The sequence below is a fragment of the Pseudomonas sp. GW822-FHT06D10 genome (assembly GCF_058799535.1).
Genome location: NZ_JBXALN010000012.1, coordinates 1 through 18,666, shown reverse-complemented (window position 1 = coordinate 18,666; position 18,666 = coordinate 1). Strand labels below are relative to the sequence as shown.

Genomic DNA, 18,666 nt, shown 5'->3' with positions numbered 1-18,666 from the left:
AACGGGGCCACCGCGCGCCATTGCCGCCTGCGGCAGCGGCGCCAGATTCGGGAGCGGTCAGGATTTGGCGTGGTTGCGCTGGTAGGTGTCTTCGCCCATCGCGGCAATCTGCCCTTCGATCAGGGCCTCGAAAGGCCGCAACAGCGGCTCGAACGAAGCAGGAGCTTCAAGTACCTGCAATGCCTGAACGATCGCTTCCACAGTGGACAAGGCTCCCGGCCCCGGGGCCTTGCGCAGGCGATAGCGAGACTCCACCCCAGTCGCCAGGGTCACCCTTGGCAGCGCCGCCAGCAACGGATTGAGGTGCAGCAACTTGCGCGCCTTGCGCCAGGTGCCGTCGGGCACCACCAGCAGCAGCGGTGCATCCGTCTCGGCATAGGCCTGCAATGGCCGGGCATCATCCGCCGGGAACAGCAGGCATGCTCGATATCCGGGCTGGTCGAGCAACGCCGGCAGCTCCTCGAACACCTCCCCCACCACCAGTTCGGCGTTGTTCAGCCCCAGCGCCGCCAGACGTGCGGTGTTCAAGGCATGATTGACCTCACTGGGATGCTGCAACAACAGCACTCGGGTGCGGCTGGGTAGCTGGGGAATCAGCGGGCACAGACAATGGCCCGCAGGGCGCAGGCAACGCTCGCAGCGTGCTCGAGACATGGGACCTCCTTATGACTGGTTGAGCTGCGCCTTGAGCAGGTCGCGAAAGGTCTGGATCAGCGGCTCTCGACCGCGTCCGCGACGCATGATCATGGAGAACGGCGCCTGGTAGCCAAAGGTTGCCGGCAGCAGCACCCGCAAGTCGCCCTTGTCCGCCCAGGCCTGGGCGTAATGCTCCGGCAGGTAGCCGATGTAGGCGCCGGACAGCACCAGGATCAACTGCGCCTCCATGCTCTCCACCGTCGCCGCACTGTGCTTGAAGCCGTGCCGGGCCAGTTCGGCCTGGCTCCAGTAGCCGCGGCCGACCATGCGTTGCTGGGTGATCACCTGCTCGGGAATGCGCCGCTCGCTGTACAGCGGGTGACGGTTGCTGCAATACAGCCAATGCTGCTCGCGGTAAAGCGGCATGTACACCAGGCCACTCATGCGCGTGGAAAAGGCACCGATGGCCAGGTCCAGGCGATTGTCCTGCACCCCCAGCTGCAACTCGTGGGGGCTCATCACCGACAGGTGCAGGTGCACCGCCGGATGCTCCTGGCTGTAGGCGCCGATGGCCTCGGCGAACGGCAGGGCCTTATCGCTCACCGTGGAGTCGATCACCCCCAGGTTCAGGGTCCCGCGAAGCTCGCCCTTGAGGGCTGCGGCGTACTGTTCGAAACCTTCCAGCTCGCCCAGCAGGCGCAGGGTTTCCTGGTGGAACAGCTCGCCCTTGCTGGTCAGGCTGAAACCGCCCCGGCCACGGTGGCAGAGCACCAGGCCCAGGGATGCCTCCAGCTGGCTCATGTAGGTGCTGATGGCCGAGGTGGAAAGATTGAGTTCGTGCTGGGCGTTGGCGAACCCCTGATGCCGCACCACGCTGACGAAGATGCGTAATAGTTTCAGATCAGGTAAAGCGTTGGCCATGACAGGCTCCGATAACAGGCAAAACGACAACGTCCCTGCGGCGAGGGTGCGGGTTCTCGCCGAGCGGCAAAGCAACCCCGATGGCCTCCATGCCCGCTTTCAATCCAACCCTGCAACCCGGATAACGGTGGCTGCACCACCGGACGGGAGCAAGCTCCCTCGCCACCAAGGGCCCGGGGAGCAGCGCGGGAGTCTAGCGCGCCATCGGCCATTAGTTTAGAAAAATCTGAACTAAGTATTTGTTCGTAGCGATTCTTTCCCCGCACTACATTTCGCAGAATCGGCCCCACTCGGTTGCTCGGGCAGGATTCGCTGCGCCGTCGACCCCATAAATATAAAACAACGATGAGGCCTATCCCGTGGACAAGATTCTCCACCAACCACTGGGCGGCAACGAAATGCCGCGCTTCGGCGGCATCGCCACCATGATGCGTCTTCCCCATCTGCAATCCGCTGCCGGCCTGGACGCTGCGTTCGTCGGCGTGCCCCTGGACATCGGCACCTCGCTGCGTGCCGGCACCCGTTTCGGCCCGCGGGAAATCCGTGCCGAATCAGTCATGATCCGCCCTTACAACATGGCCACCGGTGCTGCCCCGTTCGACTCGCTGTCGGTGGCCGACATCGGCGACGTAGCGATCAACACCTTCAACCTGCTGGACGCGGTGCGCATCATCGAAGAAGCCTATGACGGCATCCTCGAACACAACGTGATTCCCCTGACCCTGGGCGGCGACCACACCATCACCCTGCCGATCCTGCGGGCCATCCACAAGAAACACGGCAAGGTCGGGCTGGTGCACATCGATGCCCACGCCGATGTCAACGACCACATGTTCGGTGAGAAAATCGCCCACGGCACCACCTTCCGCCGCGCCGTGGAAGAAGGCCTGCTGGACTGCGACCGCGTGGTGCAGATCGGCCTGCGCGCCCAGGGCTACACCGCCGAAGACTTCAACTGGAGCCGCAAGCAGGGCTTTCGCGTGGTCCAGGCCGAAGAATGCTGGCACAAATCCCTGGAGCCCTTGATGGCCGAAGTCCGCGAGAAAGTCGGCAACGGCCCGGTGTACCTGAGCTTCGACATCGACGGCATCGACCCGGCCTGGGCCCCAGGCACCGGCACCCCGGAAATCGGTGGCCTGACCACCATCCAGGCCATCGAGATTGTCCGTGGCTGCCAGGGCCTGGACCTGGTGGGCTGCGACCTGGTGGAGGTTTCGCCGCCTTATGACACCACCGGCAATACCTCGCTGCTGGGCGCCAACCTGCTGTACGAAATGCTCTGCGTACTGCCTGGCGTCGCCCATCGCTGAGACTCAGCACATGCTGCGCGCCGCCAGACCGTTTGCGGCGCAAAGCGGTACTACCCGCTTCATCTTTACCCCGTCCTCGGCTGCTGTTGCGCAATGCCTGCCAGGCATTAGCCGGGCCGATAAGGGGCCAAGGATGGTTCCGAGGTGCGGTGACGCATCCCGGACAACGCCGTCGTCCGCCCACAGGGGGACGGCGCCGGATTGACTCATGACGTAGCCACGAAGCTGCGCATGCAAGGGGAGCAAGACTTCAGCCAGGAACGCGAAACCATTGGGTCTCGCACAAAACAACAAGGCCTCTGGCTGGCCTGTCACAACCATTTGTCCGCTGTGCCGGAAGGGCTGCCACCCCCTTAGCCAATGTGATCGGAGCAGATCATGAATAACAACAAAGAAAAAACCCCTAGCAACATCGCAACCAACAGGATCGGACAGATCCTCGAGCACCAACGCGACACCAGGCCTTGCGACCTGTTTCGCCTACCCTCCGGCCTGGCCAGCACCGCCATCGCCACTCTCGAAACTGCGCACTCCAGCATGGCCAGCCGCTGTACCAGCGGGCTGCTGGCAAGTCGCGCGCTACTGCCCGGATAACCTCCTGGAGCGGCCCGTATCGCGATAGAGCCCCTGGGTCTTGCACAAGACTTGACCCCGCCTTCGCTGAGCAGCCAGCACCTGCATGAACCGTTTGTTTCACATAAAAAAGATAATCGGAGACACGCCACCATGGCTTTAGATCTATTTGTCGTACTCATCTATGCCGCCGGCATGCTCGTACTCGGCTACTACGGCATGCGCAAGGCCAAGACCCACGAGGACTACCTGGTGGCCGGCCGCAACCTGGGCCCCACCCTGTACATGGGCACCATGGCCGCCACGGTCCTGGGCGGTGCCTCCACCGTCGGCACCGTGCGCCTGGGCTATGTCCACGGCATTTCCGGTTTCTGGCTGTGCGCCGCCCTGGGGGCGGGGATCATTGCCCTGAACCTGCTGCTGGCCAAGCCGCTGCTCAAGCTGCGCATCTTCACCGTCACCCAGGTGCTGGAGAAGCGCTACAACCCCATGGCCCGCCAGGCCAGCGCAGTGATCATGCTGGCCTACGCGCTGATGATCGGGGTGACTTCGATCCTCGCCATCGGCACCGTTCTGCAAGTGCTGTTCGGCCTGCCGTTCTGGGTTTCGGTTTTGCTGGGCGGCGGCGTGGTGGTGGTGTACTCGGCGATCGGCGGCATGTGGTCGCTGACCCTGACCGACATCGTCCAGTTCGTGATCAAGACCGTGGGCCTGATGTTCATCCTGTTGCCGATCTGCCTGTACCGCGTAGGCGGCTGGGATGAATTGGTGGCCAAGCTGCCAGCGTCCAGTTTCAGCTTCACCGCCATCGGCTGGGACACCATCATCACCTACTTCATGATCTACTTCTTCGGCATCCTGATCGGCCAGGACATCTGGCAACGGGTGTTCACCGCCAAGACCGAGAAAGTCGCGCAATACGCCGGCACCCTGGCGGGCTTCTACTGCATCCTCTACGGCCTGGCCTGCGCCCTGATCGGCATGGCCGCCCATGTTCTGCTGCCGGACCTGGACAACGTCAACAACGCCTTTGCCGCCATCGTCAAAGCCTCACTGCCGGACGGCATCCGTGGCCTGGTGATCGCTGCGGCGCTGGCCGCCATGATGTCCACTGCCAGCGCCGGCCTGCTGGCCGCCTCCACCACCCTGACCGAAGACCTGCTGCCAAGGCTGCGCGGCGGCAAGCAATCGAGCCTGGGGATCAACCGCCTGTTCACCTTCCTCACCGGCATCGTGGTGCTGGGCATTGCCCTGGTGGTCAACGACGTGATCAGCGCCCTGACCCTGGCCTACAACCTGTTGGTGGGCGGCATGCTGATCCCGCTGATCGGCGCCATTTTCTGGAAACGCGCCACCACTGCCGGCGCTATCGCCAGCATGGGCCTGGGCTTCGTCACGGCTCTGGCCTTCATGTTCAAGGACGGCCTGGATGCCAACACACCGATCTACTACAGCCTGGCCGTGGGCCTGGTGAGTTTCGTGGTGGTGAGCCTGGCCTCCCGGCGCCCTGCGCCCCTGGCCAACGCAATCTGACGTGAAGCCGGAGGTCTGAAGCTTTTCTTCGACGGGTGCGGCGTCGGTGGCCGCACCCGTTTTTTTTCGCCTGGCAAAAGCCTCGCGGCACCGACGGGCAAAGCCCTCAGCCATTTTCGTCAGGACCATGAATGGACGAATGGTTACCCCGCCGGAAAAAAACCTGTGCTGTACTCAGATCCAGCGACGACTGTTCCCGCAGGAAAACAGTACAAGGATCGCTGGCCGCCTCAGTGCACGCTATCGCTTCACCCTTGGATGGGGTCATAAAACAATAAGAGCCTCTCCCTGCCCCGAGGTGTTTATGGACCTTTTCTCCATCCAGCAAAGCATCCGTCATGCCATCGATGCACAAATGGCCCAGAAGTGGCCAATCCCGCCCAGCCAGGCCCGCGAACACGACACCTACTCCCTGGACCTCAAGGTCCTGCTGCACAGCCTGGAGCGAGAGTTCAACATTCGCCTGGATCCCGACCGCGACCTGTATCGAATCAGCAGCATCAGCGAGCTGAGCCTGTTCATCCTGGAAAAGACCCGCGCCGACGCCGCCCGTCCCGCCTGACCTGCTGTCGTATTGGGAGCAACGCAGATGAATCGGGCCCAAGCGCGCGCGGCAGTGCACCTGCTCATTCGCCACTGGCTGGATGAGCCTGTGGATTTCGATGACCAGTGCGGTCTCTCTGAACTGGGGCTGGACAGGGATGATATCGAGGCGCTGCTGTGGCGCCTGGAGGACAGGTTCGACCTGGGTGTCTTGCCCCGTGAAGAGCAGCGAGCGCTAGGGCAGTTGGAAAGGGTGGATGACCTAGTGCAATGGTTATTGGAAAAGGCCCGGCAAAACCAGGATTGACCCGATTGCCCCAGGCCTGTGGCCCAGCGACTGCCGGCTAGAAGACATCCGCGAGAGCCGGAGCCTGCACTCCGCTCTCGCCTCTGCTTCAGCGACGACGTTGTTGACGGCGCCGCAGCTCTTCGTCGGTAGGAATCGGCACCGGTTGCAGCGGTGGCTCGATCAGGCCCAGTGCGACGCCAAGGTCGTGCAGCCAGCTTTGCAGTTTGTCTTTCATAGTGCCCCCTCAGGGTCGTGCCGAGCGGCGATACTGCGCCGCCTCAAGCAGATAATAGCCCTATCTTTTCCAGCGCGCTGCTGCGCAATGGCAATGAACTGTTACTGGATTAAAGCCAATGGCCATCGGGTGCTCAAGCATGGGCCCGCGCCTGCTGCGCAAGCTGCACGCCAGCGCCCTGTTGCAGCTCGATCCAGGCATTGAGATTGGCCCCGACCATGCCCTTGCGCCACATCAGCCAGGTAGTGGCACGGGCAAAAGGCTCGGCCAAGGCATGCACCGCCACACTTTCGCGCCCCGGCAGGCTGTCGAGCATCGACTGAGCCATCAGCGCCACCCCGGAACCGGCGATCACACAGGCCAGCATGCCCTGATAGGACTCGATCTCCATGGCCCGCCCCATCGCGGCGTGGTAGTGGGCAAACCAGGATTCCAGACGCATGCGATAGGAGCAGCCCTGGCGAAAGGTGAACACCGCACGGCCCTCTACGTCCCGGGCCGTACGCACCGGCGGATGGTCGGCTTCGCTGATCAGTACCAGGGTCTCGTCGCACAGGGGCACGCCATCCAGGCCTGCCAGCTCCAGCGGCCCGTCCACCAGGGCTGCATCCAGGCGCCCGGTGAGCAAGCCTTCGAGCAACTCGCCGCTGGGCCCGGACTGCACCTGCAGGTTCACCGCCGGATAAGCCCGGTGATAACGCGCCAGCAACGCAGGCAAGTGAATCGCCGCGGTGCTGTACATGGTGCCCAGGACAAACTCCCCGGCCGGCTGACCGCCCTGCACCGCGGCATGGGCCTCGTCGTGCAAGGCGAACAGGCGCGCGGCGTAATCCAGCAGCACCTTGCCCGCCGGCGACAACTGCAGGCGCTGACGCTCGCGCAGGAACAGTTCGACCCCCAGTTGCTCCTCCAGTTGCTTGAGCCGGGTCGAGAGGTTCGACGGCACTCGGTGCAGGCGCTCGGCAGCGCGAGTGATGGAGCCTTCCTCGGCCACCGCCTGGAAGATGCGCAATTGGCTGAACTCCATGACTTTCTCCAAAACTGAACAAGTTACTCAATATTATTCATTTTTAAAGAAAGTCAATCAGACCTAGCCTGACGGTCATTGTCCCCATCGATGGAAAGCCGACCATGTCTCCCTTGCTCCGCCTGCTCGCCAGCTTCATTGCCCTGATGATGGCCATGGGCATTGGCCGCTTCGCCCTGACCCCGCAACTGCCGCACCTGATCAGCGAAGGCCAGGTCGACCTGACCGCCGCCGGGCTGATTGCCGCTGCCAATTACCTGGGCTATTTCCTCGGAGCCCTGGACGCCATGTTCGCCCGGCGTCCGGCCCAGGTGCGCCTGCGCCTGCTGGGCGGCTTGTGGCTGTGCGTGCTGCTGACCCTGGCCTCGTTCTGGGCCCAGGGCTTCTGGCCGCACCTGCTTCTGCGCTTCGGCACCGGGGTGGCCAGCGCCTGGGTGCTGGTGATGATCACGGCCCTGAGCCAACCCCTGGCCCAGGCGGCGGGGCGGCCACGCCTCGGAGCCCTGGTGTTCGCCGGCCCGGGGCTGGGCATCATGCTCACCGGGCTACTGGCCCTGGGCTCCAATCTTCTGGGGCAAAGCTCGGCCAACCTGTGGCTGCTGTATGCCGCGGTCGCCTTGTTGATGCTGCTGGTGATCCTGCCGATCCTGCCCCCGGCCTCGGCGCGCCCCAGTGGCGAAACGCAGAGCGCCTGCGCCACCGAGCACAGCGTGGCGCGCCTGGGGCTGGTCTACGCCCTGTATGGCGTGGGCTACATCATCCCCGCGACCTTCCTTTCGCAGATGGCCAATGCGCGCTTCCATGGCCAGTGGCAGGCCGACCTGTTCTGGCCCGGTTTCGGCCTGGCCGCGACCGTGGGCGTGGCCCTGGCCAGCCTGCGTCGGCACACCCCGCACAGCACCCGGCAATGGCTGATGGCGACCTTGTGGCTGCAGGCCGCCGGGGTCTTTGCCTGCCTGCTGGGCAGTGGCCTGGGGCTGGTATTGGGCGTGTTGCTGTGCGGCACGCCGTTCCTGGCCTGCATGCAGTTGGTGATGCAGCGCTCCCGGGAACTGGCACCGCAGTCGGCCCAGCGCAACGCCGGCCTGCTCACTGCCTGCTTTGCCGTGGGCCAGTTGAGCGGCCCGTTGCTGGCCGCCCTGAGCAGCCACTTCAGCGGCGACCTGCAGCTGGCGCTGGTGGTGGCGGGCTGCGGCTTGCTGATCGGCGCCAGCCTGCTCTGGCAACTGCGACCAAGGGCACAGCGCTGTGCGGTCGTCTCGTGAAGCGCGGGCTACAACAAGCGCTGGATCCGCCGCCGCAGCCACTGTTCGGCGCTGACGAAGGTAATACCCAGCAGCACCAGCATTGCCCCCAGCAAGAAGTTGAGGCTCAAGGGCTCGTCCAGTAACAGCACGCCGAAGGTCACGCCGAACATCGGGGTCATGAAGGAAAACACTGCCAGGTTCGCCGCCAGATAACGCCGCAGCAGCCAGAACCAGGTCAGGTAGCTGAAGAACGATACCACCAGCCCCTGGAACAACACGCTGGCCACCGCTACCGGCGTCAGGCTGACCTGGGTCACCTGGCCGCTGAGCACGGCGATCAGCAACAGGCCGACGAAACCGACGATCAACTGATAGAACAGGGTCAGGGTCGCCGGCGCCTCGGACAGCCGCGAAGCCCGCACCACCACTGTGGTCGCGCCCCAGGCCAGCCCCGCCAGCAATCCCAGAATGTCGCCCAGGAGCATGCGCCGGTCCAGGTTGTCCAGGGAGATCCCGCCGGCAAAGGCAATGCTGATGCCGATAAAGGCCAGGACGATCCCCAACCATTGCAAGGGCCGCAAGCGTTCGCTGGGCAACAGCCAATTGACCCCAAGGGCGGTGAAGATCGGTGCGGTGTAGAGAAACACCGACATGTGCGCGGCACTGGTGAGCTTCAGGCCTTCGGCGATAAACAGGAACTCCAGGCCGAACAGAGCGCCGGCCAGCAAGCCGCCGCGCCAGGTACTGGAAACCTGGGACCAGCCGCCTTTCCAGCACATCAGTACAGCCACCAGCAGCGCCGAGATCCCCGAACGGGCGGCCGCCTGCATGATGGGCGCAATGTCCGCCGCGGCCCACTTGATCATCACCTGCTGCACGCCCCAGATCAGGCACAGCCCCAACATCACCTGCAGGGCAAACCCATCGGCGTTGCGCCGTTCGATGCTCACCGCCATACCTCACATTGATTCAATGACATGACCCCTACCCGAAATAAAGAACTGCCGCCGCGCCTGACGGGTCCCCTGGAGCAGACCTAGTTCCCGCCGTTTGCGCCAGGCGCCCAGCGGCAGGCACAGAAGACGCCGAAACTGCAGGCCAGGGCACTGGCCAGCATGCCCCAGGCCATGTCCAGCAGCGCCAGGGAAGCCGACCAGCCCTGCAAGGTCGCCCAGTTGCTCAGGTCGTAAGTGCCGTAGGCCACCAGCCCGAGCAGCGCCCCCAGGCACGCAGCCCGGCGCCAGCCGCCCTGCTGCAGGGCGGGTCGCACGGCGAACAGCAGGCAACCGCTAACGTAGAGGAGGTAGAACAGCGCTGCCGGCAACAGCCGTGGCTGTTCCAGCAGCAGCGCCCCCAACTGGGCCCGGTAGGTTTCGCCCATCATCAGCCCCAGCCAGAGCGCGTCGAGTAGCAGGAACGCCAGCAAGGTGGCGAGCCAGGCAACCAGCGTGGTTTTCATAAGCCTCGCCCGCAGCGTGAAGTGAGTCTCAACTTAGCTCGATACGATCCGCGTGAATGACTATCTGGCCCTGCTTGTAGAGGGCACCGATGGCCTTCTTGAAGTTGCCCTTGCTAACCCCGAACAAACTGCTGATCAAGGCCGGGTCGCTCTTGTCGCTGACCGCCAGCGAGCCATCGTTTTCCCGCAACTTGGCGAGGATCTTCGAGTTCAGGCTGGTGGCCGCCTGTTCACCGACAGGTTGCAGACTCAGGCTGATCTTGCCGTCGGCGCGCACTTCCTTGATGAAACCTTTCTCTTGCATCCCCGAGCGCAGGAACTTGAACACTTCGTTCTTGTGGATCAGGCCCCAGTGCTTGTTGTTGATGATGGCCTTGAAGCCCATGTCGGTGGACTCGGCCACCAGCAAGTCGACTTCCTGGCCGGCCTTGTAGTTGGCCGGCGTCTTGTCCAGGTAGCGGTCCAGACGGGCCGTGGCGGTGATACGGCGAGTGTGCTTGTCCAGGTAGACATGCACCACGCAGTATTCGCCGGCGTTCATCTGGCGCTTTTCCTCGGAGTACGGCAGCAGCAGATCCTTGGGCAGCCCCCAGTCCAGGAACACCCCAATGCTGTTAACTTCGACGACTTTAAGACTGGCGAACTCACCAACTTGAACTTTCGGCTTTTCGGTAGTTGCGATTAACTTGTCAGCACTGTCCAAGTAAACAAAAACATTCAGCCAGTCTTCATCTTCACTGGGAATGTCCTTGGGGATATAACGATTGGGCAGCAATATTTCTCCGTCTGCCCCACCGTCCAGATACAAACCAAAGTTAGTGTGTTTAACCACTTGCAAACTGTTGTAGCGCCCGACTAAAGCCATTTCCAATACCCTCATTGCGTGGGCGGCATTCTACCTGTTTTCCAGGCCTGCGTTGACGCTCCTGAATCGCCGACCACGAAATCCTTGATTTTTCTGGCGTTCCCGGCGCTCAACCGGCCGCTCGTCAGGCAAACAGCCGTGCATCGAGCCTTTTCGGAGCACAGCGAGAGGGCATTTTTTTCGATGGGTCCTTAGTTAAAACAGCGACTTAGGAAAATATCCGAAAAATAAACTTAGGAAAAACAGCAGGAAGCGCCTTTCTGTTCCAGGGGATATTTACCAAGCAATTGTCAAGTATTTCTGATAAGATGCCTGGCCAAATTAATTTTCCCGAAAGGTTAAATGGCCGCCATGCGAGTAAAAGCCTCCAACAGCAAAGCAAAACCAGCTCCCGCCGTTGAAACCAGTGAATCGATCAACGAACAGATCGCAGCGTTCCTGAAATCGGGCGGCGAAATCCAGCAGATCGCCAAAGGCGTCAGCGGCCAGACTTTCGGCCCGTCCAAGCAGATCAGCCTGGGCAAGAAGTAACTCCCCCGCGCATTATCCTGGTCCCTTAGCGCTTTGCCCTCAAAGCGCTAGGACTGGCACCCGCTCTCCTCCCCACTACCAGCAAATCGACGAACGGCCTTCAGCCAATGGCATTCGCCGGTATCCTTTACCCCCTCTAGATCAATCGTTTCAGCCGCCTTTCAGGTTGTCGCTCCGCGCAGTTCAGGGAGTGCTGCATGCTCAAATCCTCGTTGCTGGCCTGCAGCCTGCTGTTGGCCTGCCCCATTGCCCATGGGCAAATCTTCCAGCGCGAGCTGGGGGATTTCGACCTCAAGCTGGGCACCAGCCCCAGCCGCAGCATGGCCCAGGGCCTGGTCAAGCCGTCCTCAAGCGGCTCGTTCCACGGCGGCCTCGACCTGAGCCACGACAGTGGCTGGTATGCCGGCCAGTGGGCCCCCAGCATGGGCCTGAGCCCCTCCAGCAAACTGGAGGTGGACTCCTACCTGGGCTTCAAGCAGCCCTTCGACCAGACCCTGGGCTACGAACTGGGAATGATCCACTACAACTACCCGCAGTTGCGGACCCAGGACAGCCAGGAATTCTACGGCGGCCTGACCCTGCTCGGTAGCCGCTTCGGCGCGGCCTTCAGCAATGACCCGGACAAACGCAACAGCACCCTGTTCGCTGACCTGGGCGGCAACGTACCGTTCGGCATTGGCGTCAGCGTCAAATACACCACCCATCAACTGAACAATGGCGTCTCGATCGCCGACGGCGGCTACGTGGCCGGCTTCAATGACTGGTCGATCAAGCTCTCGCGCCCCTGGCTGGGGATCGACCTGAACCTGATCTACAGTGACTCCAGCCTCAGCGGCAACGACTGCAGCGCCTACTCCGGGCATAACCCGCAATGCGACGGCCTGCTCACCTTCAAGGCCGAACGGGCGTTCTACTGAACGTCTGAACTGCGAGGCACCTTCAGGGTTCAGATACAGCAACCCGCACTCGCAAGGACTCGAACATGGCGCGCCGCTGGCACCTCCTCATTCCGCTCCTGATCATCAGCCTGCTGCTGGGCGCCTGTAGCCGGGTCGGCCTGGCCTATCGCAACCTGGATGTGATCATTCCCTGGAACCTCAACGACTACCTGGACATGAACAGCGAGCAGAAGAGCTGGTTCAACCAGCGCCTGCAGCAGCACCTGAGCTGGCATTGCACCACCCAGCTCCCAGGTTACCTGGACTGGCTCGACCGCCTGCAACTGATGGTGCAGAACAACCAGGTCAGCGACCAGGGCTTGCAAGAGCGCACCCGGGAAGCCAAGCAAGCCATCGCCGAAACCGCCCGGCAGATCGCCCCGTCCGCCGTGGAGCTGCTCCAGGGTCTGAACGACCAGCAAGTCAAAGAGATGAATTCCGCCTTCGCCAAGGACCTGCAGGAACACCAGGAGCAATACCTCAAGCCGCCGTTGGCGCAACAGATAGAGCAGCGCAGCCAACGCATGAGCAAGCGCCTGAACGCCTGGCTCGGCCCCTTGAGCCCGAGCCAGCAGCAACGGGTGGAACAATGGTCCAGCAGCCTGGGCGAGCAGAACCAGCAGTGGATCGCCAACCGAGCCCACTGGCAGGCGCAATTCAGCGCGGCTGTGGAGCAACGGCAAAACAGCGATTTCCCACAACGTATCGAGCAATTGCTGGTACACCGCGAGAGCGTATGGACGCCGGACTATCGCCAGGCCTACGCCCACACCGAACAGGCCGCACGCAGCCTGCTGGTGGACCTGATGGCACAAAGCACCCCGGCCCAGCGCCAGCGCCTGCTGAAGAAAATCGACGGAGTGCGCAAGGACTTCGCCGAGCTCAAATGCCTGCAGAACGCCCGCCAGGGCTAGGCGCAACCTAGGCGATCTGGGCCTTGGAGGCCACCTGATCGAAGGTCGCCGGATCCAGCGCATCGGCCTGCTCATCCAGCACCTGGCGCGGGTGATCATTGCCCGGGATGCTGCTGTCGATCAGGCACAGCAGGCTGGAACCACGGGGCGTGAGCACGAAGTTCTCGCCATTGCCGCCCTCCTCTTCCGGCCGGCTTTCGATAAAGCCACGGTCCAGCAGTAACTTTTCGTACTCGGTGGCGGTGACTTTCAGGTCATCCAGATTGCCGGTGGGCTCGCCTTCCGCCGCCTTGGCCGCCGCATGCTGCTCGGCATAGGGCCGCGGAGTGAAGCTGTGGCCGGCGCCGTTCTGCACTTCGTGCAGCAGCCGTTCGATCAGATCCCAGTTATAAGTCGTCATCCTGATTCAACCTCCAGACAAGCGAATGAAATGCCTTCACAAGTTGTGACCGGCAGGCCATTCAGCCGTTCAGGAAATCCACCCCAGGCCGCCGCTCCTGATCGGAAAACCGCTGGGCGGTTTGTCGATCCACTCCAGCGCCAAACGACTAGCGTGTGTAAGACCCATCGCCCCCACTGCCTTGAGGAGAGATGTCATGTCCGTTACCGAGCATCCCGTGGTCTCCCGGGAACAATGGCTGCAAGCCCGCAAACAGCACCTGATCCACGAAAAAGCCTTTACCCGCCAGCGCGACCAGCTCAGCGCCGAACGCCGGGCGCTGCCCTGGGTAAAAATCGACAAGCCCTATCAGTTTCATGGCCCCGATGGCCCGCTGGGCCTGGCCGATCTGTTTGGCGACCACAGCCAACTGCTGGTCTACCACTTCATGTTTGCCGAAGGTTGGGAGGAGGGCTGCAAGGGCTGCTCGTTCGTCGCCGACCACTTCGATGGCGCCAACCAGCACCTGGCCCACCACGATGTAGCGCTGGTGGCCATCTCCCACGCCCCTTATGCCGAGTTCCAGGCCTTTCGCCAGCGCATGGGTTGGCATTTCGATTGGTATTCCAGCGCCGGCGACGACTTCAACCAGGACTTCGGCGTCAGCCTCAGCGCCGAGCAACTGGCCCAGGGCACTGCCAGCTACAACTACGAACAGGCCAGTGGCAATGAGCAGGAGTTGCCCGGGCTCAGCGTCTTCTACCGCAACCCGCAAGGTGAGATATTCCACACCTATTCCACCTATGCCCGCGGGCTGGACCTGTTGCTGGGGGCCTACAACTTCCTCGACCTGACGCCCAAGGGGCGCAACGAAGAGCAGATCATGGGCTGGGTCCGGCACCACGATCGCTACCAGGCAACGCCCCAGGGCAAGAACAGCAGTTGCTGTTGTGACGATTGAGAACCTGTTCGCCGGCAGAACCTGCCGCAGGAGCCAGCTTGCCGGCGAATCGCACTCACAAACGGCACAAATCTGCGGCAGACTGTGACGACCCACCCAGCCAACTAAGCTGTAGACATGAGCGCCGCCTATCACAGCCTCCACGAATACACCCTGCGCATGAGCCGGGTGCTGGAGCATATCGACCAACACCTGGACCAACCCCTGGAGCTGGCGGACCTGGCGCGGGTCGCCCATTTCTCGCCCTACCACTTCCACCGCCTGTTCAGCGCCTGGGTCGGCGAGCCCCTGGGTGCCTACCTGCGCCGCCGACGCCTGGCCTGCGGCGCCTACCTCATGGCCAGCCGCCCCTCGGCCTCAGTGCTGGAAATTGCCCTGGAAGTCGGCTTCGGCTCCGGCGAGGCATTTTCCCGGGCCTTCAAACAGCACTTCTCAGTCTCCCCCAGCACCTGGCGCGATACCGAGCCCAAACGCTGGCACCGCCGCCTGGACGACATCCGCGAACGCCGCCTGCGTGAATTGCGCAATCCTGATCAGACCCACATCCCCGCCTTCGACGATCCTGACGCCTTCATTCACCTGAAGGAAACCGCGATGAAGGTCACCCTGCAGCAACTACCCGCCACCCGCGTGGCCTACCTGCGCTATATCGGCGCCTACGGCCCGGGCATTGGCATTTTCTGGCGCGAAACCGCCGCGCCGTGGATGCTCGAACACCAGCTGTTCAACCGCGTGCGCTACGGCATCGGCCACGACGACCCGGACCTCACCCCCGCCGACAAATGCCGCTACGACGCCTGCGTGGAAGTGCCCGAAGACTTCAAGGCCAGCGCCCCGGCCGTCGTCACCACCTTGCCCGGCGGCCTCTACGCCGTGGCCCACTACCGCGGCCTGGGCCCGGCTATCGCCGACGCCTGGATCGAACTATGCCGCGACTGGCTGCCCAAGAGCGGCCTGCAATTCGACCCGCGCCCGGCCTTCGAACGCTACCCGGCGGATGCCTTCTACGACGTCAAGACCGGGGAGCTGGAGTGTGAGATCTGCATTCCGGTGAAAAAGCTATAACCCAAAAAGCACGTTGATCCCCCTGTAGGAGCGAGCTCGCTCGCGAACAACGCCAACGATAACGCGCCGCTACTGAAAGAACGCGACGCCCTGGCGCTCATCGCGAGCGAGCTCGCTCTACAATCCCCCCACACACTCACTCAACGAGAAGGAATGGCCGTGATATCGCGAACGATGAACCTCGGCAGAGCACGAATGTAGAAGTTCTCCACATCCGAGTTACCGCTGTTGGTGATCGCCCCCAACATGGTCTTCATATTGCGCAACTGGCCCATGGCCCCGGCAGGCTGCAAACCATCGCGCTCCTGGGCGAAATGCAACACCTCGGCGCCGTCGCGCTTGACCTGCACCTTGTAGCCAAAGTCGACACTGGCAAGGATCGTATTGTCATCGACGACCATCGACACCAGCCCGCCCTGGGAATCACTGAGGCGGCGCTTGTACACCGCATCTACATCCAGCAGGTAGTCGGCACTGTCCTTGGTGGCGGCGTAGCGATTGGCATTGCCCAACTGCCGGATCAACTCCATGCCCAGTTGCTGACGCAACTTGTCCTCAGGCAGAAAACGCTCGCTCTCGCCGACCAACTGCAGGTTGAAGGTGTCGATCCAGTAAGTCGCGTTGGCGGGAATCTGCACCGGTTTGGGCGAGATGTAATAGTCCGGAGTGGAGGCGCAACCGGCGAGCAAAGCGAGGGTGAAGAGCAGAGACAACAGACGCATGACGGATCTTCCTTGAGAGGTTTTCAACAACAACTGAGAAAAACTTAGCGACGCGTACAGACCTAATTAATCCGCTATAAAAAGAGCTCAACAAAACAACCACTACAAGAGTAAATTCAGGCCAAAATACGCCAATTTTGAAGACCATATAACAACACCAAACCCAATAATTTCCAACTATATTTTTCACCCCACAAAACTAGAGCATCGAAAAAACCAGCTAGCTCCTCACAAAAAAACAAAAGCGTTAGGCTACTTTACCTTTTCCACAACCAAGGGCAGCTTTGGCTCAAAAATCTCCCCACTACCAAACAACACCAAGTTACAATCAAAGTTAGCGGCAAGATATATAATTTCCTCTATCAGAAATAAAGATAATCTCTCAAAACCCAAACAATATAAAGATATCATCTTCCCAAATCTCTACTCGCCCACCACCCTTACAACCAAAAACTCTTACCTCACTAGCCCACGACTAAACTTCCGAGAGCAAACGAAAAAACCCAACCAACAACAAATCAATATCTACCCTTCCTAACAAACAGTTAGAAAATCCGCCTAAAACCTCCCCTTCCCCACTATATCCAGGAATATCGCCTCACCATTTATCCACAAACATTTACTATTCTTTAATCAAAAACCAAAGCAAATTCAAAGTACCCAACAGCCATCATATCTCTCCTCTCTATTTAGGCTACGGACATCTCCAATTGCATCCAACATGTAACGCCCTTTAGAACCTTATGCAGCAACCATAACAAAAATTGTTATTATAGAAAAAAACCACCAATCAAGTTCCCCCCTCCAAAAAGTCATCTCCTTCAACATAGTCATACAACTGGATCTGCGAAAAGTCGTCATCATTAACGAATAGTAAATCGTGCCCTTCATGCTGCTGAAAAAAGGCCTGAATAATATCCCATGCACGCTTATCATTGAGCCAAGCCCTTTCCTTATCAGAGTAGACCCCCTGAACAACTAATCGCTCCCCTTCCTTCGCCAGCTTTTTTCCTAAGTTCAATGAAATTCGGCAAGTTTTGCAGCACAAATAATAATACGTACCCATTTACTTCCCTCTCACAATCGGCATTTGAATAACCCCATGTTGTGTGATTGCAAAAACCTGCTCCAACTCAGGACGCTTCGGCACCACGTTATTTAAAGCTCTATCTATATAGCCAGCAACCTGCTCAGATGACAAACTCAATGCACGCGCATCAATCACCACCGCACTTGGAAAACCATTAAGCTGCGAACTCCCGGTACTAATATTTCGCTCAAATATTCTCTTTATACGATTATCCGTCAGCTCTGACACCGGAGCATCTGGAGTTTCAAAAGTTTTAAACTCTGCACGAAGCCTTGTGCCATCTGGCAAACGAATAGTCGCGTCACCACTTGGTGTATTAGAGCCTCTCAACAGAACACTCACCCCTCGCTCTTCGGCAAGAATATTAGCAATATCAATTTCTTTTTGTAGAGGCAATCTACTATCAGGGAGGTTCTGTGCAATGGTCACAGTTCCTTTTTCCGATACCTTTTCACTATACACAATACCCGGACTTAGCTTGTGCTCCGGAGTCACATAGGCACCATCCTTCTGCACTCCATCCAGCTGAGTACCGCCGGTATGCGGCGTTGTAATAACTCCGCCACCCTCAGCGTAGCCTCCACTGGCAGGATTCCATCCTGATGCATCAACAATCGGATTGACCAGCTTTCGGTTTTCATCATCAAGCAGGTGAATTGGAAACGTAGTGAGGGTTATCAACTCCCAAAGGCCGATCGAAATTTTTAGCTGCCTCTGCACCTCTTCCTTTGCAACACCACCTGACTTTTTAGCGCTCTCAACAACCGAGTTGGCTGTGTTACGCATATTTTCTTGAGTCTGGGGTGACGCTCCTGAGTAAACCAGCGCAAGCGCTAAGGCCCCCATCATTCCTACGCCAGGAGCAGCAGCGAGATTTAGCGATCCATTTGAAGGGTTCTTCAAACTGGCCAACATTTCTGCTAGCTCAAGTGACTTCTCCGGGCTCTCGCGGGCAATATCCTTCATCCGAGCGAAAAGAAGTTTTGCAGCCTCCCCATTCGCCTCGCCGACTTTGGACCGGATCAGATAATCCATGCCCTCCGCACGTTTGTTCTCATCCTTGCTGACGAGTTTTCGAGCGTTTTCACGGATCACCAGCACGTTGTTCACGTGCCTGGATGCAAATTCGATATCGCTTCCCGCTGTAAGTAGCACGACCATACTGGCCATAAGCTCGTCGAGCTTTAACATCGCGTCTCGACTGTTCTCCCCATACAACTCAACATTCTTCTTCCACTGCTCATACGTCTTCTTCGGGCTCGCCACCGCTCCAAGGGAAGAACTGCTCGCATACAAATCCGTACGCGACTCTTCATCCTTAGTGATCTCATACGCCTTGTTCACATCCCGATTCAGCCCGGCCGTTGAATCGGCCCCGGTCTCGGCATCCTTGCGCACCACGATCTCGCCCGCCCCGACGATGGCGCG

The 18,666-nt window shown here is 60.3% G+C and carries 21 protein-coding genes and 2 pseudogenes; 12 read left to right on the top strand and 11 right to left on the bottom strand.

Translation table 11 applies throughout. The annotated features are described in order from the left end of the window. Positions 1-57: 57 nt before the first annotated feature. Positions 58-654, bottom strand: coding sequence for a tRNA-uridine aminocarboxypropyltransferase (locus tag AC1RL5_RS30170; protein ID WP_015634594.1), 597 nt, complete (start codon positions 652-654; stop codon positions 58-60). Between the two features lie 9 nt (positions 655-663). After that, entirely contained in the window at positions 664-1,557 is an 894-nt protein-coding gene (locus AC1RL5_RS30165; protein WP_011059913.1) for a LysR family transcriptional regulator, read from the bottom strand. A 359-nt stretch (positions 1,558-1,916) separates the two neighbouring features. On the opposite strand from AC1RL5_RS30165, the gene speB reads away from it, so the two are divergent. From speB to AC1RL5_RS30135, 6 genes and pseudogenes are all read left to right on the top strand, one after another. Next, on the top strand, positions 1,917-2,867 hold the full coding sequence (gene speB / locus AC1RL5_RS30160; RefSeq protein ID WP_011059912.1) for an agmatinase: 951 nt from the start codon (positions 1,917-1,919) through the stop codon (positions 2,865-2,867). Positions 2,868-3,032: 165 nt separating this feature from the next. Then, positions 3,033-3,224: pseudogene (locus AC1RL5_RS30155) on the top strand (DUF4440 domain-containing protein); the annotation flags it as partial. A 21-nt stretch (positions 3,225-3,245) separates the two neighbouring features. Further along, positions 3,246-3,461 carry a hypothetical protein gene (locus tag AC1RL5_RS30150; RefSeq protein ID WP_072451701.1) on the top strand — a complete coding sequence of 72 codons (216 nt, stop codon included), beginning with the start codon at positions 3,246-3,248 and terminating at the stop codon, positions 3,459-3,461. 132 nt (positions 3,462-3,593) lie between these two features. Beyond that, positions 3,594-4,973, top strand: coding sequence for a sodium:solute symporter family protein (locus AC1RL5_RS30145; RefSeq protein WP_011059911.1), 1,380 nt, complete (start codon positions 3,594-3,596; stop codon positions 4,971-4,973). A 304-nt stretch (positions 4,974-5,277) separates the two neighbouring features. Continuing rightward, positions 5,278-5,535: an acyl carrier protein gene (locus AC1RL5_RS30140; protein ID WP_072451702.1), complete on the top strand. Its 258-nt coding sequence runs from the start codon at positions 5,278-5,280 to the stop codon at positions 5,533-5,535. Between the two features lie 27 nt (positions 5,536-5,562). Further along, positions 5,563-5,823 carry a hypothetical protein gene (locus AC1RL5_RS30135; RefSeq protein ID WP_093406627.1) on the top strand — a complete coding sequence of 87 codons (261 nt, stop codon included), beginning with the start codon at positions 5,563-5,565 and terminating at the stop codon, positions 5,821-5,823. A gap of 88 nt (positions 5,824-5,911) precedes the next feature. On the opposite strand, the gene AC1RL5_RS30130 is transcribed toward AC1RL5_RS30135, so the two are convergent. Next, a complete protein-coding gene (locus tag AC1RL5_RS30130) occupies positions 5,912-6,040 on the bottom strand; it encodes a PA1414 family protein (protein ID WP_011059908.1) in 129 nt (42 codons plus the stop codon). Between the two features lie 133 nt (positions 6,041-6,173). Further along, positions 6,174-7,067, bottom strand: a complete 894-nt coding sequence (gene ptrR, locus AC1RL5_RS30125; RefSeq protein WP_011059907.1) for a putrescine utilization regulator PtrR — start codon at positions 7,065-7,067, stop codon at positions 6,174-6,176. 104 nt (positions 7,068-7,171) lie between these two features. On the opposite strand from ptrR, the gene AC1RL5_RS30120 reads away from it, so the two are divergent. Continuing rightward, positions 7,172-8,332: a YbfB/YjiJ family MFS transporter gene (locus AC1RL5_RS30120; protein WP_492590171.1), complete on the top strand. Its 1,161-nt coding sequence runs from the start codon at positions 7,172-7,174 to the stop codon at positions 8,330-8,332. Between the two features lie 8 nt (positions 8,333-8,340). Here AC1RL5_RS30120 and AC1RL5_RS30115 read toward each other — a convergent pair whose 3' ends face one another. The 3 genes from AC1RL5_RS30115 to AC1RL5_RS30105 all read right to left on the bottom strand — a co-directional run bounded on the left by AC1RL5_RS30115 (position 8,341) and on the right by AC1RL5_RS30105 (position 10,638). Then, positions 8,341-9,264: a DMT family transporter gene (locus tag AC1RL5_RS30115; RefSeq protein WP_207239435.1), complete on the bottom strand. Its 924-nt coding sequence runs from the start codon at positions 9,262-9,264 to the stop codon at positions 8,341-8,343. An 86-nt stretch (positions 9,265-9,350) separates the two neighbouring features. Continuing rightward, complete coding sequence (locus AC1RL5_RS30110) at positions 9,351-9,773, bottom strand: DUF2177 family protein (protein WP_053149681.1); 423 nt, start codon at positions 9,771-9,773, stop codon at positions 9,351-9,353. A gap of 28 nt (positions 9,774-9,801) precedes the next feature. Continuing rightward, a complete protein-coding gene (locus AC1RL5_RS30105) occupies positions 9,802-10,638 on the bottom strand; it encodes a CvfB family protein (RefSeq protein WP_026020046.1) in 837 nt (278 codons plus the stop codon). 342 nt (positions 10,639-10,980) lie between these two features. Between AC1RL5_RS30105 and AC1RL5_RS30100 the strand changes: the two genes are divergently transcribed. The 3 genes from AC1RL5_RS30100 (at position 10,981) to AC1RL5_RS30090 (ending at position 13,021) form a co-directional block, all read left to right on the top strand. Further along, entirely contained in the window at positions 10,981-11,169 is a 189-nt protein-coding gene (locus tag AC1RL5_RS30100; protein ID WP_016962619.1) for a PFL_1563 family small protein, read from the top strand. 197 nt (positions 11,170-11,366) lie between these two features. Continuing rightward, positions 11,367-12,086: a TorF family putative porin gene (locus AC1RL5_RS30095; protein ID WP_011059901.1), complete on the top strand. Its 720-nt coding sequence runs from the start codon at positions 11,367-11,369 to the stop codon at positions 12,084-12,086. A gap of 65 nt (positions 12,087-12,151) precedes the next feature. Further along, positions 12,152-13,021 (top strand): DUF6279 family lipoprotein, encoded by an 870-nt coding sequence (locus AC1RL5_RS30090; RefSeq protein WP_492590173.1) that lies wholly within the window; start codon positions 12,152-12,154, stop codon positions 13,019-13,021. Between the two features lie 7 nt (positions 13,022-13,028). On the opposite strand, the gene AC1RL5_RS30085 is transcribed toward AC1RL5_RS30090, so the two are convergent. After that, positions 13,029-13,421, bottom strand: coding sequence for a hypothetical protein (locus AC1RL5_RS30085; protein WP_011059899.1), 393 nt, complete (start codon positions 13,419-13,421; stop codon positions 13,029-13,031). Positions 13,422-13,617: 196 nt separating this feature from the next. Here AC1RL5_RS30085 and AC1RL5_RS30080 point away from each other — a divergent pair, with 196 nt between their 5' ends. Beyond that, positions 13,618-14,361, top strand: a complete 744-nt coding sequence (locus tag AC1RL5_RS30080) for a DUF899 domain-containing protein (protein WP_258718301.1) — start codon at positions 13,618-13,620, stop codon at positions 14,359-14,361. Between the two features lie 117 nt (positions 14,362-14,478). Further along, complete coding sequence (locus tag AC1RL5_RS30075) at positions 14,479-15,426, top strand: AraC family transcriptional regulator (protein ID WP_053149673.1); 948 nt, start codon at positions 14,479-14,481, stop codon at positions 15,424-15,426. A gap of 140 nt (positions 15,427-15,566) precedes the next feature. Here AC1RL5_RS30075 and AC1RL5_RS30070 read toward each other — a convergent pair whose 3' ends face one another. From AC1RL5_RS30070 to AC1RL5_RS30060, 3 genes and pseudogenes are all read right to left on the bottom strand, one after another. Continuing rightward, positions 15,567-16,148: a hypothetical protein gene (locus AC1RL5_RS30070; protein WP_053156871.1), complete on the bottom strand. Its 582-nt coding sequence runs from the start codon at positions 16,146-16,148 to the stop codon at positions 15,567-15,569. A 790-nt stretch (positions 16,149-16,938) separates the two neighbouring features. Further along, the gene (locus AC1RL5_RS30065) at positions 16,939-17,214 is read right to left on the bottom strand and encodes a hypothetical protein (RefSeq protein ID WP_072451708.1); all 276 of its coding nucleotides are present in this window, start codon (positions 17,212-17,214) and stop codon (positions 16,939-16,941) included. Next, positions 17,215-18,666: pseudogene (locus AC1RL5_RS30060) on the bottom strand (hypothetical protein); the annotation flags it as partial. It abuts the gene before it with no gap.